The 26,097-nt window shown below is 70.1% G+C and carries 18 protein-coding genes; 5 read left to right on the top strand and 13 right to left on the bottom strand.

All coding sequences use genetic code 11. The features are described from left to right. Positions 1-121: 121 nt before the first annotated feature. The 3 genes from ilvC to ACT3UF_RS17245 all read right to left on the bottom strand — a co-directional run bounded on the left by ilvC (position 122) and on the right by ACT3UF_RS17245 (position 3,698). Positions 122-1,153: a ketol-acid reductoisomerase gene (gene ilvC / locus ACT3UF_RS17255; RefSeq protein WP_444599814.1), complete on the bottom strand. Its 1,032-nt coding sequence runs from the start codon at positions 1,151-1,153 to the stop codon at positions 122-124. A 161-nt stretch (positions 1,154-1,314) separates the two neighbouring features. Further along, entirely contained in the window at positions 1,315-1,830 is a 516-nt protein-coding gene (gene ilvN / locus ACT3UF_RS17250; RefSeq protein ID WP_345080766.1) for an acetolactate synthase small subunit, read from the bottom strand. A 77-nt stretch (positions 1,831-1,907) separates the two neighbouring features. Continuing rightward, positions 1,908-3,698, bottom strand: a complete 1,791-nt coding sequence (locus ACT3UF_RS17245; RefSeq protein WP_444502628.1) for an acetolactate synthase large subunit — start codon at positions 3,696-3,698, stop codon at positions 1,908-1,910. 351 nt (positions 3,699-4,049) lie between these two features. Between ACT3UF_RS17245 and nirB the strand changes: the two genes are divergently transcribed. Genes nirB through cobA form a run of 3 tightly spaced genes read left to right on the top strand, consistent with a single transcriptional unit; the run spans position 4,050 to position 8,757 of the window. Further along, the gene (nirB, locus tag ACT3UF_RS17240) at positions 4,050-6,734 is read left to right on the top strand and encodes a nitrite reductase large subunit NirB (RefSeq protein WP_441444810.1); all 2,685 of its coding nucleotides are present in this window, start codon (positions 4,050-4,052) and stop codon (positions 6,732-6,734) included. Continuing rightward, positions 6,734-7,150: a nitrite reductase small subunit NirD gene (nirD, locus tag ACT3UF_RS17235; RefSeq protein WP_441444809.1), complete on the top strand. Its 417-nt coding sequence runs from the start codon at positions 6,734-6,736 to the stop codon at positions 7,148-7,150. Before nirB ends, nirD begins: the two co-directional genes overlap by 1 nt. After that, complete coding sequence (cobA, locus tag ACT3UF_RS17230) at positions 7,147-8,757, top strand: uroporphyrinogen-III C-methyltransferase (protein WP_441444808.1); 1,611 nt, start codon at positions 7,147-7,149, stop codon at positions 8,755-8,757. The genes nirD and cobA overlap by 4 nt, the downstream gene beginning before the upstream one ends. A gap of 258 nt (positions 8,758-9,015) precedes the next feature. On the opposite strand, the gene ilvD is transcribed toward cobA, so the two are convergent. The 7 genes from ilvD to ACT3UF_RS17195 all read right to left on the bottom strand — a co-directional run bounded on the left by ilvD (position 9,016) and on the right by ACT3UF_RS17195 (position 18,454). Beyond that, on the bottom strand, positions 9,016-10,848 hold the full coding sequence (gene ilvD, locus ACT3UF_RS17225; RefSeq protein WP_441444807.1) for a dihydroxy-acid dehydratase: 1,833 nt from the start codon (positions 10,846-10,848) through the stop codon (positions 9,016-9,018). A 73-nt stretch (positions 10,849-10,921) separates the two neighbouring features. Beyond that, positions 10,922-11,785: a hypothetical protein gene (locus tag ACT3UF_RS17220; protein ID WP_444608448.1), complete on the bottom strand. Its 864-nt coding sequence runs from the start codon at positions 11,783-11,785 to the stop codon at positions 10,922-10,924. Between the two features lie 139 nt (positions 11,786-11,924). After that, complete coding sequence (locus ACT3UF_RS17215; protein ID WP_444608447.1) at positions 11,925-13,646, bottom strand: alanine/glycine:cation symporter family protein; 1,722 nt, start codon at positions 13,644-13,646, stop codon at positions 11,925-11,927. Between the two features lie 430 nt (positions 13,647-14,076). After that, on the bottom strand, positions 14,077-15,591 hold the full coding sequence (gene gatB / locus ACT3UF_RS17210; protein ID WP_444608446.1) for an Asp-tRNA(Asn)/Glu-tRNA(Gln) amidotransferase subunit GatB: 1,515 nt from the start codon (positions 15,589-15,591) through the stop codon (positions 14,077-14,079). After that, complete coding sequence (gene gatA, locus ACT3UF_RS17205; RefSeq protein ID WP_444608445.1) at positions 15,591-17,111, bottom strand: Asp-tRNA(Asn)/Glu-tRNA(Gln) amidotransferase subunit GatA; 1,521 nt, start codon at positions 17,109-17,111, stop codon at positions 15,591-15,593. Before gatA ends, gatB begins: the two co-directional genes overlap by 1 nt. Before the next feature lie 8 nt (positions 17,112-17,119). Then, entirely contained in the window at positions 17,120-17,416 is a 297-nt protein-coding gene (gene gatC, locus ACT3UF_RS17200) for an Asp-tRNA(Asn)/Glu-tRNA(Gln) amidotransferase subunit GatC (protein WP_193116046.1), read from the bottom strand. 198 nt (positions 17,417-17,614) lie between these two features. Next, a complete protein-coding gene (locus ACT3UF_RS17195) occupies positions 17,615-18,454 on the bottom strand; it encodes a GNAT family N-acetyltransferase (RefSeq protein ID WP_442332475.1) in 840 nt (279 codons plus the stop codon). Between the two features lie 110 nt (positions 18,455-18,564). On the opposite strand from ACT3UF_RS17195, the gene ACT3UF_RS17190 reads away from it, so the two are divergent. Both ACT3UF_RS17190 and ACT3UF_RS17185 read left to right on the top strand, forming a co-directional pair. Further along, positions 18,565-18,783: a hypothetical protein gene (locus ACT3UF_RS17190; protein WP_441444801.1), complete on the top strand. Its 219-nt coding sequence runs from the start codon at positions 18,565-18,567 to the stop codon at positions 18,781-18,783. 71 nt (positions 18,784-18,854) lie between these two features. Continuing rightward, on the top strand, positions 18,855-21,092 hold the full coding sequence (locus ACT3UF_RS17185) for a RecQ family ATP-dependent DNA helicase (protein ID WP_442332476.1): 2,238 nt from the start codon (positions 18,855-18,857) through the stop codon (positions 21,090-21,092). 33 nt (positions 21,093-21,125) lie between these two features. On the opposite strand, the gene ACT3UF_RS17180 is transcribed toward ACT3UF_RS17185, so the two are convergent. From ACT3UF_RS17180 to mnmA, 3 genes are read right to left on the bottom strand one after another with little or no spacing between them, the layout of a single operon-like run. Then, complete coding sequence (locus ACT3UF_RS17180; protein WP_444502632.1) at positions 21,126-23,675, bottom strand: NAD-dependent DNA ligase LigA; 2,550 nt, start codon at positions 23,673-23,675, stop codon at positions 21,126-21,128. Positions 23,676-23,710: 35 nt separating this feature from the next. After that, positions 23,711-24,835: a hypothetical protein gene (locus tag ACT3UF_RS17175; RefSeq protein WP_444502633.1), complete on the bottom strand. Its 1,125-nt coding sequence runs from the start codon at positions 24,833-24,835 to the stop codon at positions 23,711-23,713. Then, positions 24,832-25,917: a tRNA 2-thiouridine(34) synthase MnmA gene (gene mnmA / locus ACT3UF_RS17170; protein ID WP_441444797.1), complete on the bottom strand. Its 1,086-nt coding sequence runs from the start codon at positions 25,915-25,917 to the stop codon at positions 24,832-24,834. Before mnmA ends, ACT3UF_RS17175 begins: the two co-directional genes overlap by 4 nt. Between the last annotated feature and the right edge of the window lie 180 nt (positions 25,918-26,097).

The raw sequence follows: 26,097 nt of genomic DNA, 5'->3' as shown, positions 1-26,097 counted from the left end.
GCTCCCTCTGCCCCGTGCGGGCGTGTTCCTGTACATCTGTCTGTCGGCGTTCATGATGCATGAAGAGCAGCGGCGGGCGCACCTCGAGAGGTGCGCCCGCCGTCGCGGCAGAAGAGGTCGATCAGCGCGCGGCGCTGCCCTCGACGTAGTCGGTGTCGACTGCCTGTGCGCTCCAGGAGAACATCTTGCGCAGGTCCTTTCCGACGACCTCGATCTGGTGCTTCGCCTCGGTCTCGCGCAGCTCCTTGAACTCCGGCGCGCCGGCGTCCTGGTCCTCGATGAAGCGCTTGGCGAAGGCGCCGCTCTGGATGTCCGCGAGGACGTCCTTCATGGCCTTCTTGGTGTCGGCGGTGATGATGCGCGGGCCGGAGACGTAGTCGCCGTACTCGGCGGTGTCGGAGATCGACCAGCGCTGCTTGGCGATGCCGCCCTCGAACATGAGGTCGACGATCAGCTTGAGCTCGTGGAGCACCTCGAAGTAGGCGATCTCCGGCTGGTAGCCCGCCTCGGCGAGGGTCTCGAAGCCGGCCTGGACCAGGTGGCTCATGCCGCCGCAGAGCACAGCCTGCTCACCGAAGAGGTCGGTCTCGGTCTCTTCGGTGAAGGTGGTCTTGATGACGCCGGCGCGGGTGCCGCCGATGCCCTTGGCGTAGGAGAGCGCGAGGTCCCAGGCACCGCCGGTGGCGTCCTGCTCGACCGCGACGATGTCCGGGATGCCGCGACCGGCGACGTACTCGCGGCGCACGGTGTGGCCGGGGGCCTTCGGAGCGATCAGCAGCACGTCGACGCCCTCGGGGACCTCGATGTAGCCGAAGCGGATGTTGAAGCCGTGGGCGAAGGCGAGCGCCTTGCCCTCACCGAGGTGCGGCTGGATCGACTCGGCGTAGACCTTCCGCTGATCCTGGTCCGGGGTGAGGATCATGATCAGATCCGCCCACTCGGAGACCTCGGCGACGGTGCCCACGCCCAGGCCCTGCTCCTCAGCCTTCGCACGGGACTTCGAGCCCTCGCGCAGGCCCACCCGGACCTCGACGCCGCTGTCGCGCAGGTTCAGCGCGTGGGCATGGCCCTGGGAGCCGAAGCCGACGATCGCGACCTTCTTGCCCTGGATGATGGACAGGTCGGCGTTGTCGTCGTAGAAGATCTCAGCCACGTTGTGCTCCTTCGTGTTCGGGGTGCGGGCGACAGGTCGATCCTATCGCCGAGTGTCTTACGTTGTGAGAGGCCGTCTCAGTCCTGGAGACTCAGGTCCGGAGTTCCAGCCCTGGAGGTTCAGCCCTGGAGTTTCAGCCCTAGAGGTTCAGCCCGGGCGTTTCAGCCCAAGAGGCTGCGGTCGGTGATCGCGCGTCCACCGCGACCGATCGCGACCTCGCCGGACTTCACGATCTCGCGGATGCCGAAGGACTCGAGCATCCCCAGCAGCGCGCTGAGCTTGTCCTGGGTGCCGGTGGCCTCGACGGTCACCGAGTCGGCGGCCGCATCGACCACCTTGGCCCGGAACATCTGCACGATCTCCAGCACCGAGGTGCGGGTCGAGTTGTCCGCAGTCACCTTGATCAGGATGAGTTCGCGCTGGACCGTGGACCGGGCGTCGAGCTGGACGATCTTGAGCACGTTCACCAGCTTGTTCAGCTGCTTGGTGATCTGCTCGAGACGCCGCTGATCGACGTCGACCACCACGGTGATGCGGGAGATCTCCGGGTGCTCGGTTGGTCCGACCGCGAGCGAGGAGATGTTGTACCCGCGGCGCGAGAAGAGCGCGGTGACGCGGGTGAGCGCACCGGGCTTGTTCTCCACCAGGACCGAGAGGGTCTGGTTCTCGGGGGTCATGACGTAATCGGACGTGCTCGTCGGGTTTCCTGCGCCCGCAGAGCTTCCGGCGTTCATTGCACTCATGGCGTTCATGATCAGATGTCCCTCTCCCACTCGGGGCTCATGCCCTGCGCGATCTGGATCTCGTCGTTGGAGACGCCGGACGGCACCATCGGCCAGACCATCGCGTCGGCGCTGACGGTGAAGTCCACGATCACCGGGCGATCGTTGATCTCCATCGCCTGCTGGATGGTCGCGTCGATGTCCTCGTCCCGCTCGCAGCGCAGTCCGGCGCAGCCATAGGCGTCGGCGAGCTTGACGAAGTCGGGGATCCGGCGGGAGCCGTGCCCGGTGTTCAGGTCGGTGTTGGAGTAGCGCTTGTCGTAGAACAGGTTCTGCCACTGGCGCACCATGCCGAGGCTCGAGTTGTTGATGATCGCGACCTTGATCGGGATGTTGTTGATGACGCACGTCGCGAGCTCCTGGTTGGTCATCTGGAAGCAGCCGTCGCCGTCGATGGACCACACCACCTTGTCCGGCTGACCCACCTTGGCACCCATCGCCGCCGGCACCGAGTAGCCCATGGTGCCCAGGCCCCCCGAGTTCAGCCAGGTGTAGGGGTTCTCGTACTTGATGAACTGGCTGGACCACATCTGGTGCTGGCCCACCCCTGCGACATAGATGGAGTCCGGTCCGGAGATCGCTCCGATGCGCGAGATCACCTTCTGGGGTGCGGTGAAGCCGTCCTCGGTCTCGGTCCAGCCCAGCGGGTAGTTGTCCCGGAGCATGTCCAGGGTGTTCCACCAGGTCTCGTAGTCACGGGTGTCGTCGGCCGCGATGCGATCCCGCAGCTCGGCGGTCAGAGCGCGGGCGATCTCGGCGGCCTGGCCGACGATCGGCACATCTGCCTCACGGTTCTTCGAGATCTCCGCCGGGTCGATGTCGGCGTGGACGACCTTCGCGCCGGGGGCGAAGGACTCGAGGACACCGGTGACGCGGTCATCGAAGCGAGCACCGATGTTCACGATCAGATCGGAGCGCTGCAGGGCCGAGACCGCGGAGACGGTGCCGTGCATGCCCGGCATGCCCAGGTGGCTGGGGTGGGAGTCGGGCAGTGCGCCGCGGGCCATCAGCGTGGTGACGAAGGGGGCGCCGGAGACATCGATCAGCTCGCCGACCTCCTCGGTCGCACGGCCGCGCAGCACACCGCCGCCGAGCAGGAAGACGGGGCGCTTGGCTGCCATCAGCAACGAGACCGCCTCACGGATCTGCTTGCTGTGCGGGCGCGGGTCGGGGCGATAGCCGGGCAGATCGAGCGCTTCGGGCCACTCGAAGGTGGTCATCGCCTGCTGGGCGTCCTTGGTGACGTCCACCAGCACCACGCCGGGTCGACCGGTCGATGCGATGTGGAAGGCCTGCTTGATCACCTTGGGGATGTCCTCCGCCTTGGAGACCAGGAAGTTGTGCTTGGTGACCGGCATCGTCATACCGACGATGTCCGCCTCCTGGAAGGCATCGGTGCCGATGAACATGGAGCCGACCTGGCCCGTGATCGCCACCATCGGGATCGAGTCCATCTGGGCATCGGCGATCGCCGTGATGAGGTTGGTCGCGCCGGGACCGGAGGTCGCCAGGCACACACCGACCTTGCCCGTGGCGTGGGCATAGCCGCTGGCCGCATGCCCGGCACCCTGCTCATGGCGAACCAGCACATGACGGAGGCCTTCGGCGTCCATCAGCGGGTCGTAGGTCGGCAGGATCGCACCGCCGGGAAGGCCGAAGACGACCTCTGCCCCGGCAAGCTTGAGGGACTCGACCAGCGCCTTGGCACCGGTCATCTGCTGTCCGTTCATCGGAACTCCTTCGTCGTCTCGGACGGTGGGCATGGCGGTGAACTGCTGCGTGGACCTCCTCGTCCCTCCGCCGTGCTGTCGCCGACGCACGAAAAAGCCCCTCCGCCAGGGGCTCGGGAGGGGCGCGGATGACAGCTCGTAGTGACGAGGGGCGTCAGCCGCGCTCGGTAACTACGAGAAGGATCTTCTGCATGCCGACACATTAGGCCTTTTCACAGCGCAGAGGCCACCTGTCCGGATTGCGAGACCGGGCGGACAGCAGGGGTCGTGCCGCGCCACCTGCGGCGCCCTGCCGGACCGACGAAGGTCCTGCGGAGAGCGCATTTCGTCGTCTACCTTATGAGCGACGCCACCCGGCCCCCGAGAGGTTCGAGAACAGCAGCCATGAGCACCCCAGGACACTCCCCACTCATCGCCCCCGCGGAGCACGCGCCGCTGGCCGATCAGCGCATCGTCGTGATCGGTGGCGGCATGACCGGTCATCGCTTCGCCGCGCGCCTTCGCGCGCAGGACCCCGAGGGGCGGTGGACGCTCACCGTCATCGGCGAGGAGCCACAGCAGCCCTACGACCGGGTGCACCTGTCGAACTGGTTCGCCTCCCGCAACGCCGACCTGCTCTCCCTGGACGTCTCCGTCTGGGAGGACCCGCGCATCAGCCTGCTCACCGGGGACAAGGCCGAGACGATCGACCGGGTCGCCGCTCACGTGACCACGACGTCCGGCACCACCATTCCCTACGACCGGCTGATCCTCGCCACCGGCTCCTGGGCCTGGGCGCCGCGTGCCGACGGAAGCGAGCTGCCGGGGATCTTCTCCTATCGCACCGTGGGCGACGTCGAGCAGATCGCCGAATGGGTGGCGCTCCGCGAGAAGACGCTGGGACGCCAGGTCCGCGGCGTTGTGGTCGGCGGCGGCGTGCTGGGCCTCGAGGCCGCGGCCGCGCTGCAGGATCTCGGTGCCGCCTCGACCGTGGTCGAGTTCGCCGACCGGGTGATGGCGGTCCAGCTCGACCAGGGCGGCGGGGAGATGCTGCGCCTGCTGATCCAGGACAAGGGCATCGACGTGCGCACCGGGGTCGGCGCCTCCCGCTTCCAGCCCGCCGGGGACGGACAGGTCGGCACCGCAGTGCTCTCCGACGACTCCACCCTCGACGCGGACGTGGTCATCTTCTCCACCGGCATCCGCCCCCGGGACCGGCTCGCCCGCGAGGCGGGGCTCGCGATCGGCGAGCGCGGCGGCGTGGTCGTCGGCGATTCCTGCCAGACCTCCGACCCCGCGATCTGGGCGATCGGCGAATGCGCCTCCTTCCAGGAGGCCTGCGCCGGGCTCATCGCCCCGGGCAACGACATGGCCGATGTGGTCGTGGACCGCTTCCTGGGCGGCACCCGCACCCATCAGCGCAAGGACGACGGCACCAAGCTCAAGGGAGTGGGGGTGGACGCCGCCGCCTTCGGCGACGTCAACGCCGTCACCGCCGGAGCCCTCGAGGTCGCCTTCGTTGACCCCGTGAACCGCAAGTACCGCAAGCTGGTGATGTCCGATGATGCGAAGGTGCTGCTGGGCGGCGTGTTCGTGGGAGACATCGAGCTGTTCTCCCAGCTGCGCCCTCTGATAGGCCGCGCCCTGGGCGCGGACCCGTCGGCCGTGATCGCCCCCGAGGGCGGGGACGCGATGGCCGATGCCGAGCTGCCCGACGATGCGGTGGTCTGCTCCTGCAACAACGTCTCCGCAGGCACCATCCGCGCCTCGGTGACCGAGCATGGCTGCACCACGCTCGGCGAGGTCAAGGAGTGCACGACCGCGGGCACGGTGTGCGGCTCGTGCGTGCCCACCCTGACGAAGCTGCTGAACAAGGAGCTCGAGCGCTCTGGCATCGCGGTCTCCACCGCGATGTGCGAGCACTTCGCCCATTCCCGCGCCGAGCTGTACCAGCTGGTCAAGGAGGGCGGTCAGCAGACCTTCACCGAGATCGTCACCGCCTTCGGCCGGGGCCGCGGCTGCGCGGTGTGCAAGCCGGTCGTCGCCTCGCTGCTGTCGAGCCTCGGCACCACCTCCGGGCGCCTGCACTCGCCGGTCGGCGAGCAGCTGGGATCGCTCCAGGACACCAACGACCACGTGATGGCGAACATCCAGAAGAACGGCACCTATTCGGTGATCCCCCGGATGCCCGCCGGAGAGGTCACGCCCGAGCAGCTGCTGGTCCTCGCCCAGGTCGCCATCGACTACGGCCTGTACCTCAAGCTCAACGGCGCCCAGCGGATCGGCATGTTCGGGGCGCGGCTGGATCAGCTGCCCGAGATCTGGCGGCGCCTGGTCGATGCTGGCTTCGAATCCGGCCACGCCTACGGGAAGTCGCTGCGGATGGTGAAGTCCTGTGTGGGCTCCACCTGGTGCCGCTACGGCGTGCAGGACTCCACCTCGATGGCCGTCGCGCTCGAGCGGCGATACCGCGGCCTGCGCTCCCCGCACAAGCTCAAGGTCGGGGTCTCCGGCTGTGCACGCGAGTGTGCCGAGGCCCGCGCGAAGGACGTCGGCGTGATCGCGACGACCAAGGGCTGGAACCTGTACGTCGGCGGCAACGGCGGCGCCCAGCCTGCCCACGCCCAGCTGCTCATCGAGGACCTCGATGACGAGACCCTCGTCAAGTGCATAGACCGCTTCCTGATGCTGTACATCCAAGAGGCCGACAAGGTCCAGCGCACCGCGCGCTGGGTCGAGGACCGCGCGGGCGGGATCGAGGAGCTGCGCCGGGTGATCGTCGAGGACTCCCTCGGCATCGGCGAGGAGCTCGAGGCGCAGATGGCCAACCACGTCGCGACCTATGAGGATGAGTGGACCGCCACCCTCGACGACCCGCAGCGCATGGCCAAGTTCGTCTCCTTCATCAACGCCCCCGGAGTGGCCGATCCGGATCTCGCCTGGGTGCCCGAGCGCGGTCAGATGCGACCGGCGAACGAGATGGACCAGCACACCGCGCCCGACCCTGTCCGGGCACGGGCACTGGCCTCACTCAGCCTGGGGGCGACCAGCCCGCTGGGCGATTCCGTCGACGGCGAGGAGATCCGCTGATGACCACCCAGGACCAGACCATGATCGATGTCTGCGCACTCAGCGACCTCTCGGTCGAGCGCGGTGCCGCGGCGCTGCTCGGAGACGACCAGGTGGCGGTGTTCCGCCTGGTCGACGACTCTGTACGCGCCTGCCAGCAACGCGACCCGTACTCCGGGACCAACGTGCTCTCACGCGGGCTGATCGGCTCGCATGAGGTCAGCAGTGACGGTGAGGAGCCCGGGGAACTGGTGCCCACGATCGCCTCACCGATGTACAAGCAGGCCTGGAACCTCGACACCGGTGAGGTGCTCGACGCCGGCGGCGGCGAAAAGCTCCCGATCGCAGTGCACGAGGCGCAGGTGCGGGACGGCCGGGTGCTGGTCTCCGCCACGCCCCGACCTCTCGCAGCCGGCGCCACCGGGATCGCCCCATGACCGCCGCCCTCCCCTCATTCGACGGGGTGCTGGGCGACGCGACGCTCTCCCCCGGTGCCGTGGCGCTGGTGGGCGGCGGGCCCGGCGCCCTCGACCTGATCACCGTGCGCGGGCTGCACCTGCTGCAGCAGGCGGACGTGGTGGTCGTGGACCGGCTGGGACCGCGCGGCCTCACCGAGCGGCTGGGCACGGAGGTGACGCTGATCGACGTGGGCAAGACCCCCGGGCATCCCTCCCGCGCTCAGGAGCAGATCGGGGCGCTGCTGGTCGAGCACGCCCGGGCCGGCCGTCGCGTGGTGCGGCTCAAGGGCGGGGACCCGTTCCTGCTGGGCCGCGGCGGCGAGGAGGTCCTGGCCTGCCGCGCCGCCGGCATCGAGGTGCAGGTGGTGCCCGGCGTGACCTCCGCCATCGCCGGCCCCGCGGCCGGGGATGTCCCGGTCACCCATCGCGGTGCCGCGGTCGCTCTGCACGTGGTCAACGCCCACGGAGATCTCGGTCCCGCGGATCTCGCGGCGCTCCGGGATCCCGGCACCACCACCGTGCTGATGATGGGCGTGGGGTGGCTGCCCCGGCTGGTCTCCCAAGCGCTGCTGAACGGCGTCGCCCCCGAGACCCCGGTCGCGGTGATCCAGAGCGCGACCCTGCCCGAGCAGCGGAGCGTGCGCGGCACCCTGGCCACGATCGAGAAGACGGTGCGGGAGGCCGGCATCGGCTACCCCGCGGTGATCACGGTGGGCCGCACCTCGGCCGAGGGGTTCCTGGGGGCTCACTCCCCCGGCTCCCCCGGATCCCCCGACTTCCCTGCCGCTCCCGGCGCCACCGACTCCCCTGCCGCTCCGGTACGCGGGGCGGGGCGGGAGGCGCTGCCTGCGACCGAGCTGGCGGACCGCGCCGCGGTGCCCGTGCTCATCGGCTGCGCGCACGGCACCCGGCTGCGCGAGGGCCGTGACGTGATCCGGGCGATCCTGCGCCGGATCGCCGAGCAGCTCCCCTCCGTCGCCGTGCGGGAGGCGTACGTGGATGTGCAGAGCCCGGAGGTCGCCGAGGTCGTGACCCAACTGGCGCCGGCGAGCACCACCGTGCGCACCCGCGAGGAGGACACCCCGCCGGCCGCGGTGGTGGTGCCGCTGCTGCTATCCACCGGTTTCCACGTGGGCGAGGACATCGCCGGCGCTGTCGCCGGTCACGAAGCGCTGGCCGCAGCGCCTCTCGGCCCTGATCCCCGGCTCGCCGAGGTGATGGCCCAGCGACTTCAGGAGGCAGGGGCCCAGCCTGATGACGCAGTGGTGATGGCGGTCGCCGGCACCCGCGACCGGGCGGGGCAGGAGATGGCCGCGCAGATGGGCGCGCTGCTCTCCGCACGGCTCCAGCGCGAGGTGACCGTCGGCTTCATCGCCGCGGCGCAGCCCACGGTCGCCGATGCCGTGACCCAGGCTCGGAAGCGCACCGGAGCCCGGGTGGTGGTCGCCACCTATCTGCTGGCTCCCGGCTACTTCCATGCCCAGCTGCGGCAGGTCGGCGCGGATCTGGTGGCGGCGCCGCTGGGAGACCACCCGTTGATCGCCGAGATCGCGGTGGACCGCTACCGCTCCGTGCTGGGCGCCTGAGGGATGGGATAGCGGGCAGGAGCTGGCGTCCCGCAACGCCGTAGCCCACGCCGTCCACGCTGCCCGCGCCGCAGCACACGCAACTCACGCAACTCACGCAACTCACGCAACTCACGCAACTCACGCAACTCACGCAACTCACGCAACTCACGCAACTCACGAGCATCCCCTCTGAGCTGTCGCCACGGCATATGCCAAGCGACAGCTCAGAGGGGATGGAGACCTGCTCGGCTCAGTCCAGAGCCTCAGTCCAGAGCCTCAGTCCAGGTGCCGGCGGGTGGCGCCGTAGGTCGCCGAGCGCACCAGGTGGGCGTAGACCTTGAGCGCCTGGGAGACCTTGCGGTCGCGGTTCTCAGGGCGCCACGGCAGCGGGCCCTTCGCCGCGCGGCGGCGCTCGAGCTCGTCCTCGGGCACATCCAGCTCGAGCAGGCGCTTGTCGACATCCATGATGATCTTGTCGCCGTCCTCGATCAGACCGATCAGCCCGCCCTCGGCCGCCTCCGGCGAGATGTGGCCGATGGAGACGCCGCTGGTGCCGCCGGAGAAGCGGCCGTCGGTGATCAGGGCACAGGTCTTACCCAGGCCCCGCCCCTTGAGGAACGAGGTCGGGTAGAGCATCTCCTGCATGCCGGGACCGCCCTGCGGACCCTCGTAGCGGATCACCACGACGTCGCCGGCCTTGACCGTCTTGTCGAGGATCTTCTGGACGGCCACCTCCTGGGAGTCGCAGACCACCGCGGTGCCCTCGAAGTGGAAGAGATCCTCGGTGATGCCGGCGGTCTTGAACACCGCACCGTCCCGCGCGAGGTTGCCCTTGAGCACGGCGAGGCCGCCGTCCTTGGTGTAGGCGTGCGGGACGGAGCGGACCACGCCGTTCTCCCCGTCGGTGTCCAACTCGTCCCAGGTGTTCGTGGTCGAGAAGGCCTGGGTGGTGCGCACTCCGCCGGGGGCGGCGTGGAAGAGCGCCTCGGCCTTCTTCGAGGCGGTGCCGCCGCGGATATCCCACTCCGCGAGCCAGCTGGCGAGGTCCGGGGAGTGGACGGTGTGGATGGAGTGGTCCAGCAGTCCGGCCCGGTCCAACTCGCCGAGGATCGCGGGGATCCCCCCGGCGCGGTGGACGTCCTCCACGTGCGCGGTGCCGTTCGGGGCGACCTTGGACAGGGTGGGCACCAGGCGCGAGATGCGGTCGATGTCGTCCAGGCCGAAGTCGACGCCGCCCTCGATCGCGACGGCGAGGATGTGCAGGATGGTGTTTGTCGAGCCGCCCATCGCCACGTCCATCGCCATGGCGTTCCCGAACGCGGCCTTGGTCGCGATCGAGCGCGGCAGCACCGACTCGTCGCCGTCCTCGTAGTAGCGCTTGGAGAGCTCGACGATCTTCCGCCCGGCCTCGAGGAAGAGCTCCTTGCGGAAGGCGTGCGTGGCGAGCGTGGTGCCGTTGCCCGGCAGGGAGAGGCCGAGCACCTCGGTGAGGCAGTTCATCGAGTTCGCGGTGAACATGCCGGAGCAGGAGCCGCAGGTGGGGCAGGCGTTCTCCTCCACCTCCGCCAGCTGTGCGTCGGTGATGGAGTCATCGGCCGACAGCGACATCGCATCGACCAGGTCGATGCGGTGCTCGGTGACGCCCTCGATCGGCTTGCCGGACTCCGAGGGGCCGCCAGAGACGAACACGACGGGGATGTTCAGCCGCATCGCGGCCATCATGTGGCCCGGGGTGATCTTGTCGCAGTTGGAGATGCACACCAGCGCGTCCGCGGTGTGGGCGTTGACCATGTACTCGATGGAGTCAGCGATGATGTCGCGGCTGGGCAGCGAGTAGAGCATGCCGCCGTGGCCCATGGCGATGCCGTCATCCACGGCGATGGTGTTGAACTCCTTGGAGACACCGCCGGCCTCCTCGATCGCCCCGGCGACCAGGTCCCCCATGTTCTTGAGGTGGACGTGGCCCGGCACGAACTGGGTGTAGGAGTTCGCGATCGCGATGATCGGTTTGCCGAAGTCGCCGCTCTTCATGCCGGTGGCGCGCCACAGGGCGCGAGCGCCGGCCATATTGCGGCCGTGGGTCGAGGTGCGGGAACGGAGCTGAACCATGCAGGCATGCTACGCCGCCATGCGAGATGCCGGTGTCACCATCCGGACAGCGGACGGTGAGGTCTCTGGTCGTCTAACGTCCCGTCTGCTCCACGAAGAGGTAGACCGCCGAGTCCTCGATGAAGCTGTCGTGGCCGATCCCGAACCAGGTGCCCGCGGCGTCGGCGGGTCGCTCGCCCTCGACCTCGCAGACCATCGAGCGCTCGAACTCCTCGCCCTCGTCGCAGGCTGCGGTGATCTCCACATCGGAGGGCCCGTCGCTGACCTGGGTCGCGCGGAAGCCCTCCTCGGTCGCGGCGGCGATCGTCTCGGGGGTCTCGTCCTGGCCCACCAGATAGGCGAAGTGGAAAGTCTGGTCTGCCTGCAGCCGGAGCTCCCCGGCGTCCTCGGCGGCGGCGCGCACGATCAGGGCGGTGTTCCCGTTGGTGGTTCGCACCAGGGCCACATCCCAGGTTTCGGAGACATCCTCGAGGGCGTCTCCTTCGATGCTGCCGCCGGTGCACCTGATCTGCTCCCCGAGGAGAACGTCACCGGGACAGTCCGGGTTGCTCACCGTGGCCTCCAGGAAGGTGCTGACCTGGCTGCCGACCTCCTCGGCGGAGACCTTCTCGGCGCCGTCGAGGAGGGGCAGGAAGAGGTAGTGGCTGCCGGGGTCGGTGGGATCGGCGGTGTGTGCTCCTCCCCCGTCGCTCGCCGCAGGGTCAGCGCCCTCCGCGCCGGGCTCGGTCTCCTCGGACTCGGACGGGGCCGGAGTCGTCGCGCCGGGCTGCTGCGTGGTCGTCGGACTCGGCGCGGACGGCTGCGTCGGCTCATCGCCGCCGCGCGTGCAGCCCGCCAGCGTGAGAGCTGCGACAGCGACCAGCGCAGCCCCCCGGGTGGTGCTCCGGCGCAGACTGCGCGCAGCTCTGCGCACGCCCCTGGTCCCCTGCATGCTCATGACGGCCGTTCCCCCAGTGCAACGCTGCCGGCCCGTGCTCGTCCCGGACGGTTCCGGGTGGACCTCCGGATGACGGTAATCGGCGTCGCTCGGCGGGTCCACCCGGCAGGGGCGGGCTCAGCACCTCCCCTGCCCGAGGTCACCTCACGGCCGGGTCCTTCGCGAGAGCATCGCCGTCGAGGTCCGGCGCTGCGTCGAGGTCCTGCGCTGCGTCGGAATCGATCGCCAGGCCCCACCCCTCCGGTGCGCCCATCGGAGAGGTGAGCTCTTCGTCGTGGTGATCCGCACGAACCGGGAAGTCCGGGTCCTCGGCGAGCTGTCGATGCAGATCCGACAGCCGCAGCTCCTCGGTCAGGGTCCGCACGCGCTCAGCCGCAACCTGCTCGGGGGTGGGCTCATGGTCGCCCATGCCCACCTGGAGCGCGGGTTCGACCTCTTCCAACGCGCCGATGCTCACGCGGTACTTGTGACGCAGGATCTCCAGCCGCAGCACGCGGGCGAGGAAGTAGATGCCGAGCAGGTTCGGGAGGGCCATGAGGAAGAACATGGCGTCGGAGAAGGCGATCACCGAGTCCAGCGAGATCGCTGCACCGACCACGATGGCCAGCACCCAGATGATGCGGAACCCGGTCTTCACGCCGTTGCTGCTGCCGAAGAGGAACATCGCGTTCAGCTCGCCGTAGAAGGCGTAGGCGAGGATCGTCGAGAAGCCGAACAGCGTCACCGCGATGGTGAGCAGGATGGGGAACCAGCCGGTCACCGTCGCGAAGGCGCTCGCGGTGAGGGCCACTCCGTCGGCGTCTCCGGTGGTGTACACGCCGGTGACCACGATCGCGAGGGCGGTGAGCATGCAGATGCCGATCGAGTCGACCAGCGGCTCCCACATCGCGGTGAAGCCCTCGGTGGCGGGCTCCTTGGTCTTCGAGGCGCTGTGCGCCATCCCGGCGGATCCGACACCCGCCGCGTTGGAGAACAGGGCTCGCTGGATGCCGATCACGGCGACGCCGATGATGCCGCCGGTGACTCCGTCCGCCGTGAAGGCACCGGTGAAGATCTGACCGAAGGCCTGCGGGACGGCGGTGATGTTGACAGCCAGGATGATCAGGATGCAGGCGGTGTAGAGCACGGCCATGGCAGGTGTGAGTGCGGAGGTCCAGCGCGCGATCGACTTCACGCCGCCGAGCACCACGGCGCCGGCGAGCACCGCGAGCACCACCCCGATGACCCAGCTGTTCCCCTGCAGGAAGCCGCTGCCCGTCGCGCCGGAGATGATGGCTGCGACCTGATTGGCCTGGAAGAGGTTTCCGGCACCGAACACACCGACCAGGGCGAAGACCGCATACAGGACCGCCAGCACGCCGCCCAGGCGCTTGCGGCCGATCGAGGCGAGGCCATCCCGCAGGTAGTACATGGGGCCGCCCTCGGTGGTCCCGTCCTCGTTGACCTTGCGGAACAGCACTCCAAGGGTGGCTTCGGCCATCTTCACGCTCATCGCGAAGAAGCCGAAGATCGCGATCCACAGCGCCGCACCCGGCCCTCCCGCGCTGATCGCCACCGCGACGCCGGCGATGTTGCCCAGCCCCACCGTGCCCGAGAGCTCGGTGGCCAGCGCCTGGTAGCTCGAGACCTCCCCCGGATCGGTCTTGGCGGTGTATCGCCCGCGGATCACCCGGATCGAGTGCTTGAGCCCGGTGATCGGCTGGAAGCGCAGCCAGACCGTGAGGAACACCGCGGCGGCCATCAGCCAGACCACGATGACGGGCACTCCGCCGAAGACCGGGACCTCGAAGAACACGACGGCGCTGAGCCAGTCCGCGATCGGGCCGAAGTATCGTTCCACGGCTGCGTCTATGCCTGTCATCGGGCGCGTTCTCCTCCGGCGGGATGGTCCGCCTGTGGTGTCGGTGTCATGGCGCCGCTGCCGTCACCCGACGATCCGGGGAGGCGCTGGCGCACGGGCATAGACGACTGTACAGACGCTGAGATACCGGTGAGTCAGTGCTGTGGGCGGCGCAGGAGAGGTGGGTTCTCGCTGGCCACATGGCCGAAGCGTGGCCGGAGGCTCCCCTTTGTCGGACAATCTGGCACCGAGACAATTTGCCAAGTCTTGACCTTTGGTATGCGGTCGTTCACAACGACGCCGCCCGTCGGCGGTGCCGGTGCCCGCCACCGCCCCAGAGCCCGAGCCCGAGCCCGAGCAGAGCCCGCACCTGTACCCGGGCCTGGACCCGGAACGGCGGACGGCCCGGCCCCGCCTGAGGCGGGGTCGGGCCGTCCACAGATCACGGACCTCAGCTCACGCCGAGCTTCTCCATGATGATCTCGCGCACGCGGCCGGCGTCGGCCTGGCCGCGGGTGGCCTTCATGATCGGGCCGATGAGGGCGCCGATGGCCTGGACCTTGCCGCTGCGGATCTTCGCGACCACATCGGGGTTGTCGGCGATCGCCTGATCCACGGCGCCGGTGAGCACCGAGTCGTCGGAGACCACTGCGAGGCCCTCGGCCTCGACGATCGCGGTCGGGTCGCCCTGGCCCTCGAGCACCTTGGTGAGGACCTGCTTGGCGATCTTGTCGTTGATCTTCTTCCCGTCGACCAGGCTCTGCAGCTCGGCGACCTGGGTGGGGGTGACGTCGAGCGCAGTGAAATCGAGATCGCGGTCCTTCGCGATGCGGGCCAGCTCACCCATCCACCACTTGCGGGCGCTCTGCGCACTCGCACCGGCGGCGACGGTCGCCTCGATGAGATCGAGGGCGTCGGCATTGATGACGTCCCGCATCTCGAGGTCGCTGAAGCCCCATTCGCCTCGCAGACGACGCCGACGCGCGGCGGGCAGCTCGGGCAGGCTCGTGCGAATCTCCTCGACCCACTCCCGGCTCGGCGCGACCGGCACGAGGTCCGGCTCGGGGAAGTAGCGGTAGTCCTCCGCATCGGACTTCGGGCGGCCCGAGGAGGTGCCGCCGGTGTCCTCGTGGAAGTGGCGCGTCTCCTGGATGACCTTCTGGCCTGCGTCGAGCACGCCTGCCTGGCGGGAGATCTCGTAGCGGACCGTGCGCTCGATCGAGCGGAAGGAGTTCACGTTCTTCGTCTCGGTGCGGGTGCCCAGCTCCGCCTCGGGGTTGTCCCGCAGGGAGACGTTGATGTCGGCGCGCACGTTGCCGCGCTCCATCTTCGCCTCGGAGACGTCCAGCGCCCGGAAGATGTCGCGCAGGGTGCGCACGTAGGCCGCGGCGACCTCGGGGGCGCGCCCCTTGGTGTTCGGGATCGGCTTGGTGACGATCTCGACCAGCGGCACACCGGCGCGGTTGTAATCGACCTGCGAGTGAGTCGCTCCGTGGATGCGCCCGGTGGAGCCCCCGACGTGGGTGTTCTTCCCGGCGTCCTCCTCCATGTGGGCGCGCTCGATCTCCACCCGGATGATCTCGCCATCCTCCAGCTCGATGTCGACCCAGCCCTCATAGGCGATGGGCTCGTCGTACTGCGAGGTCTGGAAGTTCTTCGTGAGGTCGGGGTAGAAGTACTGCTTGCGCGAGAAGCGGCAGGTCTCGGCGATCGAGCAGTTGAGCGCCAGACCGATCTTGATCGCGTACTCGACGGCCTTGTGGTTCACGACCGGCAGCGCGCCGGGCAGGCCGAGCGAGGTGGGGGTGATCGCCGTGTTCGGCTCGGCCGCGAAGATGTTCGGCGCGCCGTCGAACATCTTGGTGGCGGTGCCCAGCTCGACGTGGACCTCGATGCCGAGCACGGGGTCGAAGCGCGAGATGGCCTCGTCGTAGTCGACGAGTTCGATATCGGATGCAGTGCTCATCAGTTCGCTCCTCCGGTGAGCTCGGGGGCCTTGGCCAGCAGGGGTCCGCCCCAGGAGTCTTCGAGCAGTGCCTCCAGGGCGCCGCCCACGCGGTACAGGCGCTCGTCGGCGCGGGCCGGGGCGAGGAACTGGATGCCGGCGGGCAGGCCGTCCTCGGCGAGGCCGCTGGGCAGCGAGATGCCCGGCACGCCGGCGAGGTTGGCGGGGATGGTGGCGATGTCGTTCATGTACATCGCGGTGGGATCGTCGACCTTCTCGCCGAGGCGGAAGGCGACCGTCGGGGCGGTCGGCGAGGCGAGCACGTCGACCTGTTCGAAGGCGGCGGCGAAGTCGCGCTGGACGAGCGTGCGCACCTTCTGGGCGCTGCCGTAGTAGGCGTCGAAGTAGCCGGCCGACAGGGCGTAGGTGCCCAGCAGGATGCGGCGCTTGACCTCGTCGCCGAAGCCGGCGCCGCGCGTCGCCTTCATGACGTTCTCGGCGGTGGGGTGGTCCTCGGGGACCACGCGCAGGCCGAAGCGCATGCCATCGAACTTCGCGAGGTTGCTCGACGCCTCCGAGGGCATGATCAGGTAGTAGGCGCCCAGCGCGTAGCGGAAGTTCGGGCACGAGACGCGCACGATCTCCGCTCCGGCGCGCTCGAGCTGCTCGAGCGACTCGGCGAAGCGGGCGCTGACCTCGGGGGCGAAGCCCTCGCCCTCGAGCTCCTCGATGACACCCACGCGCAGGCCCTTGACGTCCTTGCTGCGGGCGGCCGCGGCGAAGGGGCCGACGGGATCGGTGAGGGAGGTCGAGTCATGCGGGTCGTGCCCGGCGATCAGCTCATGCAGCAGCGCCGAATCCTCGACGGTGCGGGTCACGGGGCCGGCCTGGTCCAGCGAGCTGGCCATGGCGATCAGCCCGTAGCGGGAGACGGAGCCGTAGGTGGGCTTGACGCCCACGGTGCCGGTGACGGCGCCAGGCTGACGGATCGAGCCGCCGGTGTCGGTGCCGATCGCGAGCGGGGCCTCGTAGGCGCCCACTGCCGCGGCGGAGCCGCCGCCGGAGCCGCCGGGGATCCGGTCGCGGTCCCAAGGGTTGCGGGTGGGGCCGTAGGCGCTGGTCTCGGTGGACGAGCCCATCGCGAACTCGTCCATGTTGGTCTTGCCGAGGATCGGCAGACCGGCCTCGCGCAGGGCCGTGACCAGGGTCGCGTCGTAGGGAGGGATCCACCCCTCGAGGATCTTGGAGCCCGCGGTGGTGGGCTGGCCCTCGGTGACCACGACGTCCTTGACGGCGATGGGGACGCCGGCCAGACCGTGCAGCTGCTCGCCGGCTGCGCGGCGGGTGTCGACCTCGCGGGCGGCGTCGAGGGCCCCGTCGGTGTTGACGTGGAGGAAAGCGTTCAGATCGCCGTCGACGGCGGCGATGCGGTCCAGGTGGGCGCGGGTGAGCTCCTCGGAGGAGATCTCACCGGCGGTCAGCGCGGCGGCCTGGGCGGCGGCGCTGCGGCGGATGATGTCGGTCTGGTTCTGGGGGGTCATCTGTGGGGTCACTCCTCGCCCAGGATCTGCGGGACGGCGAAGCGGCCGTCCTGCGCCTCAGGAGCGCCGGCGAGCGCCTGCTCCTGGGTCAAGGTGGTCTCGACGACGTCCTCACGGAAGACGTTCGTCATGGCAATGGGGTGGGACGTCGCGGGAACATCCTCGGTGGCGACCTCGGACACGGAGGCGACAGCATCCATGATGGAGTCGAACTCGCCGGCGAAGCGGTCGATCTCCTCATCGGTGAGCTGGATCCGTGCGAGGTCGGCGAGGCGTGCGACGTCATCTCGTCCGATCGAAGGCATGTGGGTCATTCTAGGTCGACGCAGTGACCTCGCGGGCCGACGGGCCCCGGCGCACGGGAAGGGAGAGCGGGATCATGGCCCCCGATCCCACCGCGATCCCACCGCCCGGCGCATCCGGCGTGGCGCCGCTGAGCGCCGCTGAGCGCCACGGAGCAGCTGCGACCTGCCACAGAGCTCCGTGAACGAGCCTTCACCCGTTCACTCGCTGAGCGGCGCCCCCGGAACGGCTGCCGCTGCCGGCACGCGGTAGTGATAGCCGCCGATCCGGCGGAAGCCGAGGTCCCGGTACAGGGTGCGGGCAGGGGTGTTGTCCGACTCGACCTCGAGCAGGACCCGCTGTGCTCCCTGGACCGCGGCGAGGGCGAGGAGCGTGCCGGACAGGGCGCGGCCCAGGCCCCGGCGTCGTTGCGCGGGGTCGACCGCGACCATGTTGAGCACCGCGACGGTCTCCTTCCCCACCTCGACCAGGGCGGCGCGGCCCACGGCGGCGTCCGGCGTCTGCCCGGCGGGAAGGCGCACCTGGACCGCGGGAGTGCCGGCGAGGATGTCGTGCATCGTGCGGCGGGAGTCCTCTCCTTCGCGCGGAGCGAGCCGCCAGGCGGCCGCGAACCAGTCCTCGTCGAGTCCGCCGGTGGCGATCACTGCCGAGGGGTGCGGGCGGGGCAGAGCGCCGGACAGCGCCAGCTCCAGGATCTCGCTGCCGCCGACGCTGCGGTCCCCGCGGGCGGCGAGCAGCTCATCCAGCTCCTCCGGGGTGACGCCCTCGATGATCCGGTGGACAGGATGCTCTCCCGCCATCGTGACCAGTGACTCCACCCGGTCCAGCGCTGCGGCGAGCGCTTCGGGGGAGGTCGGGGGGTCGAGCGCGATGATGCTGTGTGCACGCTTGGTGACGCCGCGCGAGCGCAGCAGCGCGAAGCCGTCGACGTCGAGCCGCTGCAACGGCCGCCAGCCGGCGATGAGCGCCTCGCCGAGTCGGGAGCCCGTGAGCGGGCGGGGGGCCGAGGAACGGGAGCTGGAGCGGGTACGTCGGGTCACCGGGCAGAGCCTACCTATCCTGCCGCGGAGCCGCCGGGCTCCCCGCGCGGTGCCGCCCCGTCGCTTCGGTAGACTCCTGCTTCCCCCACCGACCATGAAGGGACCTCGACATGTCCGTCGACCCGAACATCGATTACCACGCCCACGACCCTGAGGACGGCGAGCAGCGGTCGGATGATCCCGTGCTCCGTGAGGCTCAGGAGCTCGAGGCACGGATGCGCCGCGCGCTGGCCACCAAGGAGGATCCGCTGCGCGATGGCGAGTCGACCTCGGAGCGTCTGCGTCGCCTCGAGCAGGAGCAGGCCGCCCAGAGCCCCTCGGAGGACTGACTGCGCGGTGCCGCAGCTCCTCAGCGGAGCGCCGCGACTCATCCGTCGTGCGGACTTGTCACACTGAGGGCATGACTGCCGGCATCGACTCCTCCACCTCCCCTGCACTCTCCCTCCGCGAGGAGGCCCGCGAGGCGCTCGAAGCGCTGACCGGTCACGTGGGGGCAGACTTCCACGACGGGCAGTTCGAGGCGATCTCCGCGCTGGTCCAGGACCTGCGTCGGGTGCTGGTGGTCCAGCGCACCGGCTGGGGCAAGTCCGCGGTGTACTTCCTGGCCGCGCTTCTGCAGCGCCGTCGGGGTGCTGGTCCGGCCCTGATCGTCTCGCCGCTGATCGCCCTCATGCGCGACCAGGTCGCCGCCGCCCGCCGCGCCGGGGTGCGGGCGGAGGCGATCAGCTCCGCGAACCCCACCGAGTGGTCCGATATCGAGCAGGCTCTGGCCGCGGACCAGATCGATGTGCTGCTGGTCTCCCCCGAGCGGCTGGTCAATCCCCGCTTCCGGGAGGAGCAGCTGCCTCGCCTGGTGGAGCGCTGCGGCCTGCTGGTGATCGATGAGGCCCACTGCATCTCCGACTGGGGCCATGACTTCCGGCCCGACTACCGCCGGCTGCGGGATCTGGTCGCCGAGCTCGGCCCGGACGTGCCGGTGCTCGCGACCACCGCAACCGCGAACTCGCGGGTGGTCGCGGATGTCGCCGAGCAGCTGGGCGTCCAGGCACCGCAGGGCACCGACGCCGAGAGCGAGGTGCTCACCCTGCGCGGCCCGCTGACCCGCGCGTCGCTGCGCCTGGGGTCGCTCTCGCTCGATGACGATCGGGCCCGCCTGTCCTATCTGGTGGAGCATCTGGACCAGCTGCCGGGCTCGGGCATCATCTACACCCTCACGGTTTCCGCGGCGGAGGACCTCGCTGAGCTGCTGGACCGCCCGGACCGCCGGGTGCGCGCCTACACCGGCCGCACCGATCCGGAGGAGCGAGCCGAGCTGGAACGGGCGCTGAAGGACAACGAGGTCAAAGCGCTCGCGGCCACCAGCGCGCTGGGCATGGGGTTCGACAAGCCGGATCTGGGGTTCGTGGTCCACCTCGGCGCACCGAGCTCGCCCGTCGCCTACTACCAGCAGGTGGGCCGTGCCGGTCGTGCCACCGAGACCGCGGACGTGCTGCTGCTGCCCGGCCGGGAGGATCGCGCGATCTGGGAGTACTTCGCGACTGCATCGATGCCCTCCCAGGAGAACGCGAGCGCGGTGCTCAGCGCCCTGGCCTCCTCGGAGCGACCGCTGTCCACCCCGGCGCTCGAAGCACGAGTGGACGTGCGCCGCACCGCACTCGAGCTGCTGCTGAAGGTGCTCGCGGTCGACGGAGCGGTGCAGAACGTCAAGGGCGGCTGGATCGCGACCGGAACGCCCTGGACCTACGACGGGCCGCGCTACGAGAACGTCGCCCGAGCACGCCGCGAGGAGCAGCAGGCGATGCTCGAGTACGAGCGGCTGCGCAGCGGGGATCCGCAGCAGTGCCGGATGCTGTTCCTCGCCCGGCAGCTCGATGATGACACCGCGACCCCCTGCGGTCGCTGCGATATCTGCGCGGGCCCCTGGTACCCGGGGCCGGGCACGGGATCAGCGCTGCCCTCCCCGGAGCAGGGCAGCGCTGCGGAGCAGGTCTCCGCGCTGCTGGAGCGGGTCGGGGTGCCGGTGGCTCCGCGCGCGCAGTGGCCCCAGGGGCTGGACCGCCTGGGCGTGGTCGACGAGAACGGGCGCACCCCGCGCGGGAACATCCCGGCGGGACTGCGCGCCGAGGAGGGACGGGCGCTGGCGCGTTCCTCCGACCTCGGCTGGGCTGCTCTGCTGCGTCAGGTGCTGCGCACCGACGAGGAGGGCCGTCCGGTGGACTCCGAGGTGCCGGAGGCGCTGGGACGTCGCATCGTCGAGGTGCTCGCCGCCTGGGACTGGGAGCAGCGCCCGGCGGCCGTGGTCGCGGTCCCGTCGCTGACCCGTCCGCATCTGGTGAGCTCCCTCGCCGCTGGCATCGCGTCCGTGGGCCGGCTCGCCGACCTCGGGCAGCTCGGGCTCGCCCCGGGCGCCGCGCCCCTGCGCGCGGGCGGGAACAGTGCCTTCCGGCTGGCAGACCTCTGGGACCGCTTCGTGGTCAACGAGGAGCTGCAGCAGCAGCTCGAGGCGCAGGAGGGGGCTCCGCTGCTGCTGGTGGACGACACCATCTCCTCGCGCTGGACGATGACCGTCGCCGCCCGCGCGCTGCGACGTGCCGGGTCCGGACCGGTGCTGCCCCTCGCCCTCGCTCTGGAGGCGTGAGCCGCCGGGCGGCGACCCCGTCCGACGGCGCGATCACTCCCCCGGAGTCTCCTCCGCCGCAGAATCATGGAGCTGCTCGGGCTCGAGGGCGACCGCCTCGGCGCCGCCGGCGAGTAGGGCCACAAATCCGGCCTCGTCGAGGATCCGCAGCCCGAGGTCCCGAGCCTTGGTCTCCTTCGTCCCGGCGTTCTCCCCGACCACCACGAAGTCGGTCTTCTTCGAGACCGAGCCGGAGGCCTTCCCGCCCCGGGAGATGATCGCCTCCTTCGCCCCGTCGCGCGTGAATCCCTCGAGGCCGCCGGTGACCACCACGGTCAGGCCCTCGAGGGTCCTCACGAATCCCTCGGCGACCTCATCGGCCATCCGCACGCCCGAGTTCGCCCAGCCGTCGACCAGCTCGCGATGCCAGTCCACGGCGAACCATTCGACGACTGCCTCGGCGATGATCCCGCCGACCCCGTCGGTGTCCGAGAGCTGCTCGACGCTCGCCGCCCGGATCGCCTCCATCGAGCCGTAGGCCGTGGCGAGGGACCGCGCGGCCGCAGGTCCCACATGGCGGATCGAGAGCGCGACCAGCACCCGCCACAGCGGCTGCTCCTTCGCCTTCTCGAGCTCGTTCATCAGCGTCTCGGTGGACTTCAGCACTGCCGGCTGCTTCTGCTGCTTCCAGAGCGCCTCGCGCTTGTAATGGCGGAACTGGGGGCGGGACCAGAAGGCGGGCTGGATCCTCCAATCGCCGGTCGGCTCCCCGTCCCGGCGCTCCGGCTGCCAGACGTACACGTCCTGCAGGGCTGCGGGGGTGAGGTCGAAGAGGTCGGAGCCGGTGGTGATCACGGGCTGCTGGAGGGCGGGCAGCAGCGGATCGTCGACCGCGGTGATCCGCAGCAGCGGCACTCCGTCGGTGCCGTCGGTGACCTCACCGTTCTTGATCACCACGAAGTTGTGCTGCTCGGTGTCCGCGGCATCGCGGATCGGCAGGTGGACGGCATGCCCTGCGGCGAGCGCGGCGAGTGCCTCACCACGGCGCTTGTCGGGATCGGTCAGCGCGATCGCGCTCTCCTCGCCGAGCGACTCGATGTCGAAGGCCCCGCGGGAGCCTGCGTGCTCGACCCTGCCGGCGACCTGGGCGGGGCAGTCCTTCTGATTGGGGCAGCGCCAGTCCTTGTCCCCCTCCTTCTCGGGGCGGATCTCGGTGCCGCAGGCCGGGCAGTGGGTGGGCATCACGAAGAGGCGCTCGCTGCCATCTCGCAGTGACTCGACCGGGCCGAGGATCTCGGGGATCACGTCTCCTGCCTTGCGCAGGATGATGGTGTCGCCGATCAGCACCCCCTTGCGCTCGACGTCGAACTGGTTGTGCAGCGTCGCCTTCTCGACGGTCGATCCCGCCACGGTGACCGGCTCCATCACGCCGAACGGCGTCACCCTGCCGGTACGGCCCACCTGCACCTGGATGTCCAGCAGCTTGGTGGTGACCTCCTCGGGCGGGTACTTGAAAGCCGTCGCCCAGCGCGGGGCACGGGAGGTGGAGCCCAGTGCGCGCTGCTGGGCGAAGGTATCGATCTTGACGACGATCCCGTCGATCTCGTGCTCGACGTCGTGGCGGTGCTCGCCGTGGTGCTCGACGTAGCTGACCACCTCATCGATCGACTCGGTGACGGCCATGTAGCGGCTGGTGGGCAGCCCCCACGAGGCGAGCAGCTCGTACATCTCGCTCTGAGAGGCCACCGGCGGGTCCGGCCAGGCCCCGAGCCCGTGCACCGTGAGCCTCAGCGCGGCCAGCCTGGCCTCCCCGGCCTCTCGCTCCAGGCCGTCCTTCTTCTCCAGCTGCTGGCGCAGTCCGCCGGCAGCCGTGTTCCGCGGATTGGCGAAGCTGGGGAACCGCCGGGTGGCGGCGAGCAGCTCGCGCTGCTCATCGAAGGGCCGACGGCCGCTGGCCTGCCGGGATTCCCAGCGGGTGCGGGACTCCTCGACGGCGCGCTCGCGCAGCTCGAGCTGGAACTCGTTCAGGCGCGTGAAGTCCTCCGTGGGCATGAACACCTCGCCGCGCACCTCGACCAGCGCCGGATGGCCGGTGCCCTCGAGCCGCTGCGGGATCTGGACGATGCGCAGAGCATTTGCGGTGACGTCTTCGCCGGTGCGCCCGTCGCCGCGGGTCGCCGCGGTGATCAGCTCGCCGTGCTCGTAGCGGAGGTTGATGGCGAGTCCGTCGATCTTGAGCTCGGTGAGATAACGGGCCTGTCCACCGAGCTCCGCGGCGGCGTGCGTGCACCACTCCCGCAGCTCGTCGATCGAGAACACGTTGTCCAGGCTCTGCATCCGCTCGGCATGGTCGATCGTGGGCAGGCCCGCGGCGGCGGCCCCGCCGACGGTGCGGGTGGGAGAATCCTCGGCCGCCAGCTGCGGATTCGCCTCCTCGAGCGAGCGCAGCTCCTGCTCGAGCCGGTCGTACTCGGCATCGGCCATGGTGGGCGAATCATGCTCGTAGTAGTCCGCGCGCGCCTGCTCGATCTGCGCGGTGAGAGAGGCGATGCGCTGCTGCGCGGTCTCATCGGCGGTGCAGGGTCCTTGCTCGTTCGTGGTCACCAGAACATTGTGACGCACGGGTGCGACTGTCAGGCTCAGGCGGCCAGGCGCTCCGCCCAGGACGGTGCGACCCGCAGCAACGCCTCGAGAGCCGGTTCGTCGAGCAGGGTCGATGCCTCCGGCTGTGCAGAGGGGTCGACCAGACCGCTGTGCATCGCATGGGAGGCTCCCGTATGGGCGATCACGGCGACCCCCGCGGCATCGGCGTCGCTGTGTCCCAGGCGTCGCCAGGTCTCGAACATCATCTCCAGCTCGGGGCCGAGCAGCCCGCCGGGCCGAGGGTCGACGACCAGTTCGAAGGCGCAGCCGTCATCGCAGGCTTCCGCGATGCCCTCCCAGAGGGCGCGGCCCTCGGGGGTGGTCAGTGCGGGAAGTCGGCGCGGGGCGATCGCCATCCGGCGTGCACCGGCGTCGCGGGCGGCGCGCAGCAGCGAGATGTCAGCGCCGACCCCGAGGGTGACGGAGCTCGCGTCCAGACCGTATTCCTCGAGCGCGACGAACAAGCAGCGCCAGAGCACCCCGATCTCCGGGGCCGGGATCGGCGCGTAGCGACGTCGGCCGGAGGGGGTCGGGATCCGGCCCTGATGAACCGCCGCCACAGCATCCTCGCGCAGCAGCACGTGCAGCTGCGCGCCGGGGACCCGGTCGTGCAGCGAGGTCAGATGGTCGACCAGCCCTTCGGCCAGCAGCATCGGCAGGTCACGCACGGCCCCGGGGTCGCCCAGGGTCCGCTCCCCCGACTGCAGGAAGGTGGCGCCGGAGAGGGTGGCCGGGCCCAGCGCGGTCGTCATCAGCGGACCCTCATAGCCCAGCAGCGCGATGCGTGCCGCATCGAGCATCCGCTCTCTCAGCTCGCGAGCATGCTGCCAGGCTCGTCCGGTGCCGGAGCCCAGGCGCCAGCCGTAGCTGACGAGATCGCCGGTGGTCTCGGCGAGCAGGGCCAGGCTTGCCGGCAGCAGGTGGTCGGTCTCGTCACGGCCGAGGGCCGAGGGCAGGTAGAGCCGGGTCGCGATCTGCTCCTCGAGGTCATCACCGAGCAGGGCGCGCAGGCGCATCAGCGCCGCGAGCGGCGGGTCGGCCGGAAGTTCGAGCCGATCAGCCTGCTCGGCGGTGGGAGCACGGTAGGTGCCGTCTCCGGTGAGGGTGACCAGGGGCTTCATCGGCGGCGCTCCAGGGTGGCGGCGGCGAGGACTCGGTCCCCGTCATAGAGGACGAGGGTCTGTCCGGGGGCGACGCCGCGGATCGGGGTGCTGAGCCGCACCCGCAGGCCGGTGCCCGTCGCAGGGGTCTCGAGGACCTCGGCGGGGGTCGCCTCGCCGTGGGCACGGATCTGGGCATGGACCTGGCGTCCCACCTCGAGCGGCTCGAAGGAGACCACGTCGGTCGCGAGCAGCTCTCGCGTGGACAGCAGCTCGCCGGCTCCGATCACCACCTGGCGGGAGGCGGGGTCGATGTCCACTACGTAGCGGGGAGCGCCGTCGGGTGCGGGCTGCTGGATCCCCAGACCCTTGCGCTGTCCGATCGTGAAGCCGTGGGTGCCGCGGTGGGCGCCGAGCACCTTCCCCTGATCATCGAGGACCTCACCGGGTGCCTCTCCCAGATGGCGCTCGAGGAAGCCGCGGGTGTCCCCGTCGGCGACGAAGCAGATGTCGTAGCTGTCGGGCTTGGTGGAGACGCCGAGCCCGCGGGCTCGGGCCTCTGCTCGCACCTCGGCCTTGGTCTCGTACTCGCCGAGGGGGAACAGGGAGCGGCCCACGGCCTCCGGTCCCATCACCGCCAACACATAGGACTGGTCTTTCGCCATATTGCGCGAGCGGTGCAGGGACGGCGCACCGTCCGGGCCGTCGGTGCGGATCGAGGCGTAGTGGCCCGTGCACACGGCATCGAAGCCCAGCAGGGTGGCGCGCTCCATGAGTGAAGCGAACTTGATCCGCTCGTTGCAGCGCACGCAGGGGTTCGGGGTGCGGCCTGCCGCGTATTCGGACAGGAAATCCTCGACCACCAGGTCGTGGAAGTCATCGGAGAGGTCCCAGACGTAGTACGGGATGCCGATGCGATCGGCGGCACGGCGGGCGTCCGAGGCATCCTCCACCGTGCAGCAGCCGCGGGAGCCGGTGCGGGTCTGGTCGCGGTTCTTCGACAGCGCCATGTGCACGCCGACCACCTCGTGCCCGGCCTCGGCGGCGCGCGCCGCGGCGACCGCGGAATCCACCCCGCCGCTCATCGCTGCCAGCACCTTCACCCCGTCCACCTTCCCTCGTCCGATTCTCCAGTCTACGGAGACGAGGCTGTTCGGCCGAGGGGTGGGGAACGTGATGTTCGCCCCGGATCGCGCGTCGGAGATGGCGTCGGAAGCAACGCCGGAGGCGGCGTCGCAGGCAGCGTCGGGGGCAACGCCGGAACCAGACCGTGCCGGCAGCGG

This window comes from Brachybacterium sp. AOP24-D1-21, from assembly GCF_052378665.1.
Lineage (GTDB): Bacteria > Actinomycetota > Actinomycetes > Actinomycetales > Dermabacteraceae > Brachybacterium.
This window is presented reverse-complemented; position numbering and strand designations above follow the sequence as displayed.

Bases quoted from the DNA above. Each gene is read 5' to 3' on its own strand.
- ilvN (WP_345080766.1), bottom strand. From the start codon at position 1,830: ATGACCCCCGAGAACCAGACCCTCTCGGTCCTGGTGGAGAACAAGCCC.
- ACT3UF_RS17245 (WP_444502628.1), bottom strand. From the start codon at position 3,698: ATGCCCACCGTCCGAGACGACGAAGGAGTTCCGATGAACGGACAGCAG.
- nirB (WP_441444810.1), top strand. From the start codon at position 4,050: ATGAGCACCCCAGGACACTCCCCACTCATCGCCCCCGCGGAGCACGCG.
- nirD (WP_441444809.1), top strand. From the start codon at position 6,734: ATGACCACCCAGGACCAGACCATGATCGATGTCTGCGCACTCAGCGAC.
- cobA (WP_441444808.1), top strand. From the start codon at position 7,147: ATGACCGCCGCCCTCCCCTCATTCGACGGGGTGCTGGGCGACGCGACG.
- ilvD (WP_441444807.1), bottom strand. From the start codon at position 10,848: ATGGTTCAGCTCCGTTCCCGCACCTCGACCCACGGCCGCAATATGGCC.
- ACT3UF_RS17220 (WP_444608448.1), bottom strand. From the start codon at position 11,785: ATGAGCATGCAGGGGACCAGGGGCGTGCGCAGAGCTGCGCGCAGTCTG.
- ACT3UF_RS17215 (WP_444608447.1), bottom strand. From the start codon at position 13,646: ATGACAGGCATAGACGCAGCCGTGGAACGATACTTCGGCCCGATCGCG.
- gatB (WP_444608446.1), bottom strand. From the start codon at position 15,591: ATGAGCACTGCATCCGATATCGAACTCGTCGACTACGACGAGGCCATC.
- gatA (WP_444608445.1), bottom strand. From the start codon at position 17,111: ATGACCCCCCAGAACCAGACCGACATCATCCGCCGCAGCGCCGCCGCC.
- gatC (WP_193116046.1), bottom strand. From the start codon at position 17,416: ATGCCTTCGATCGGACGAGATGACGTCGCACGCCTCGCCGACCTCGCA.
- ACT3UF_RS17190 (WP_441444801.1), top strand. From the start codon at position 18,565: ATGTCCGTCGACCCGAACATCGATTACCACGCCCACGACCCTGAGGAC.
- ACT3UF_RS17185 (WP_442332476.1), top strand. From the start codon at position 18,855: ATGACTGCCGGCATCGACTCCTCCACCTCCCCTGCACTCTCCCTCCGC.
- ACT3UF_RS17175 (WP_444502633.1), bottom strand. From the start codon at position 24,835: ATGAAGCCCCTGGTCACCCTCACCGGAGACGGCACCTACCGTGCTCCC.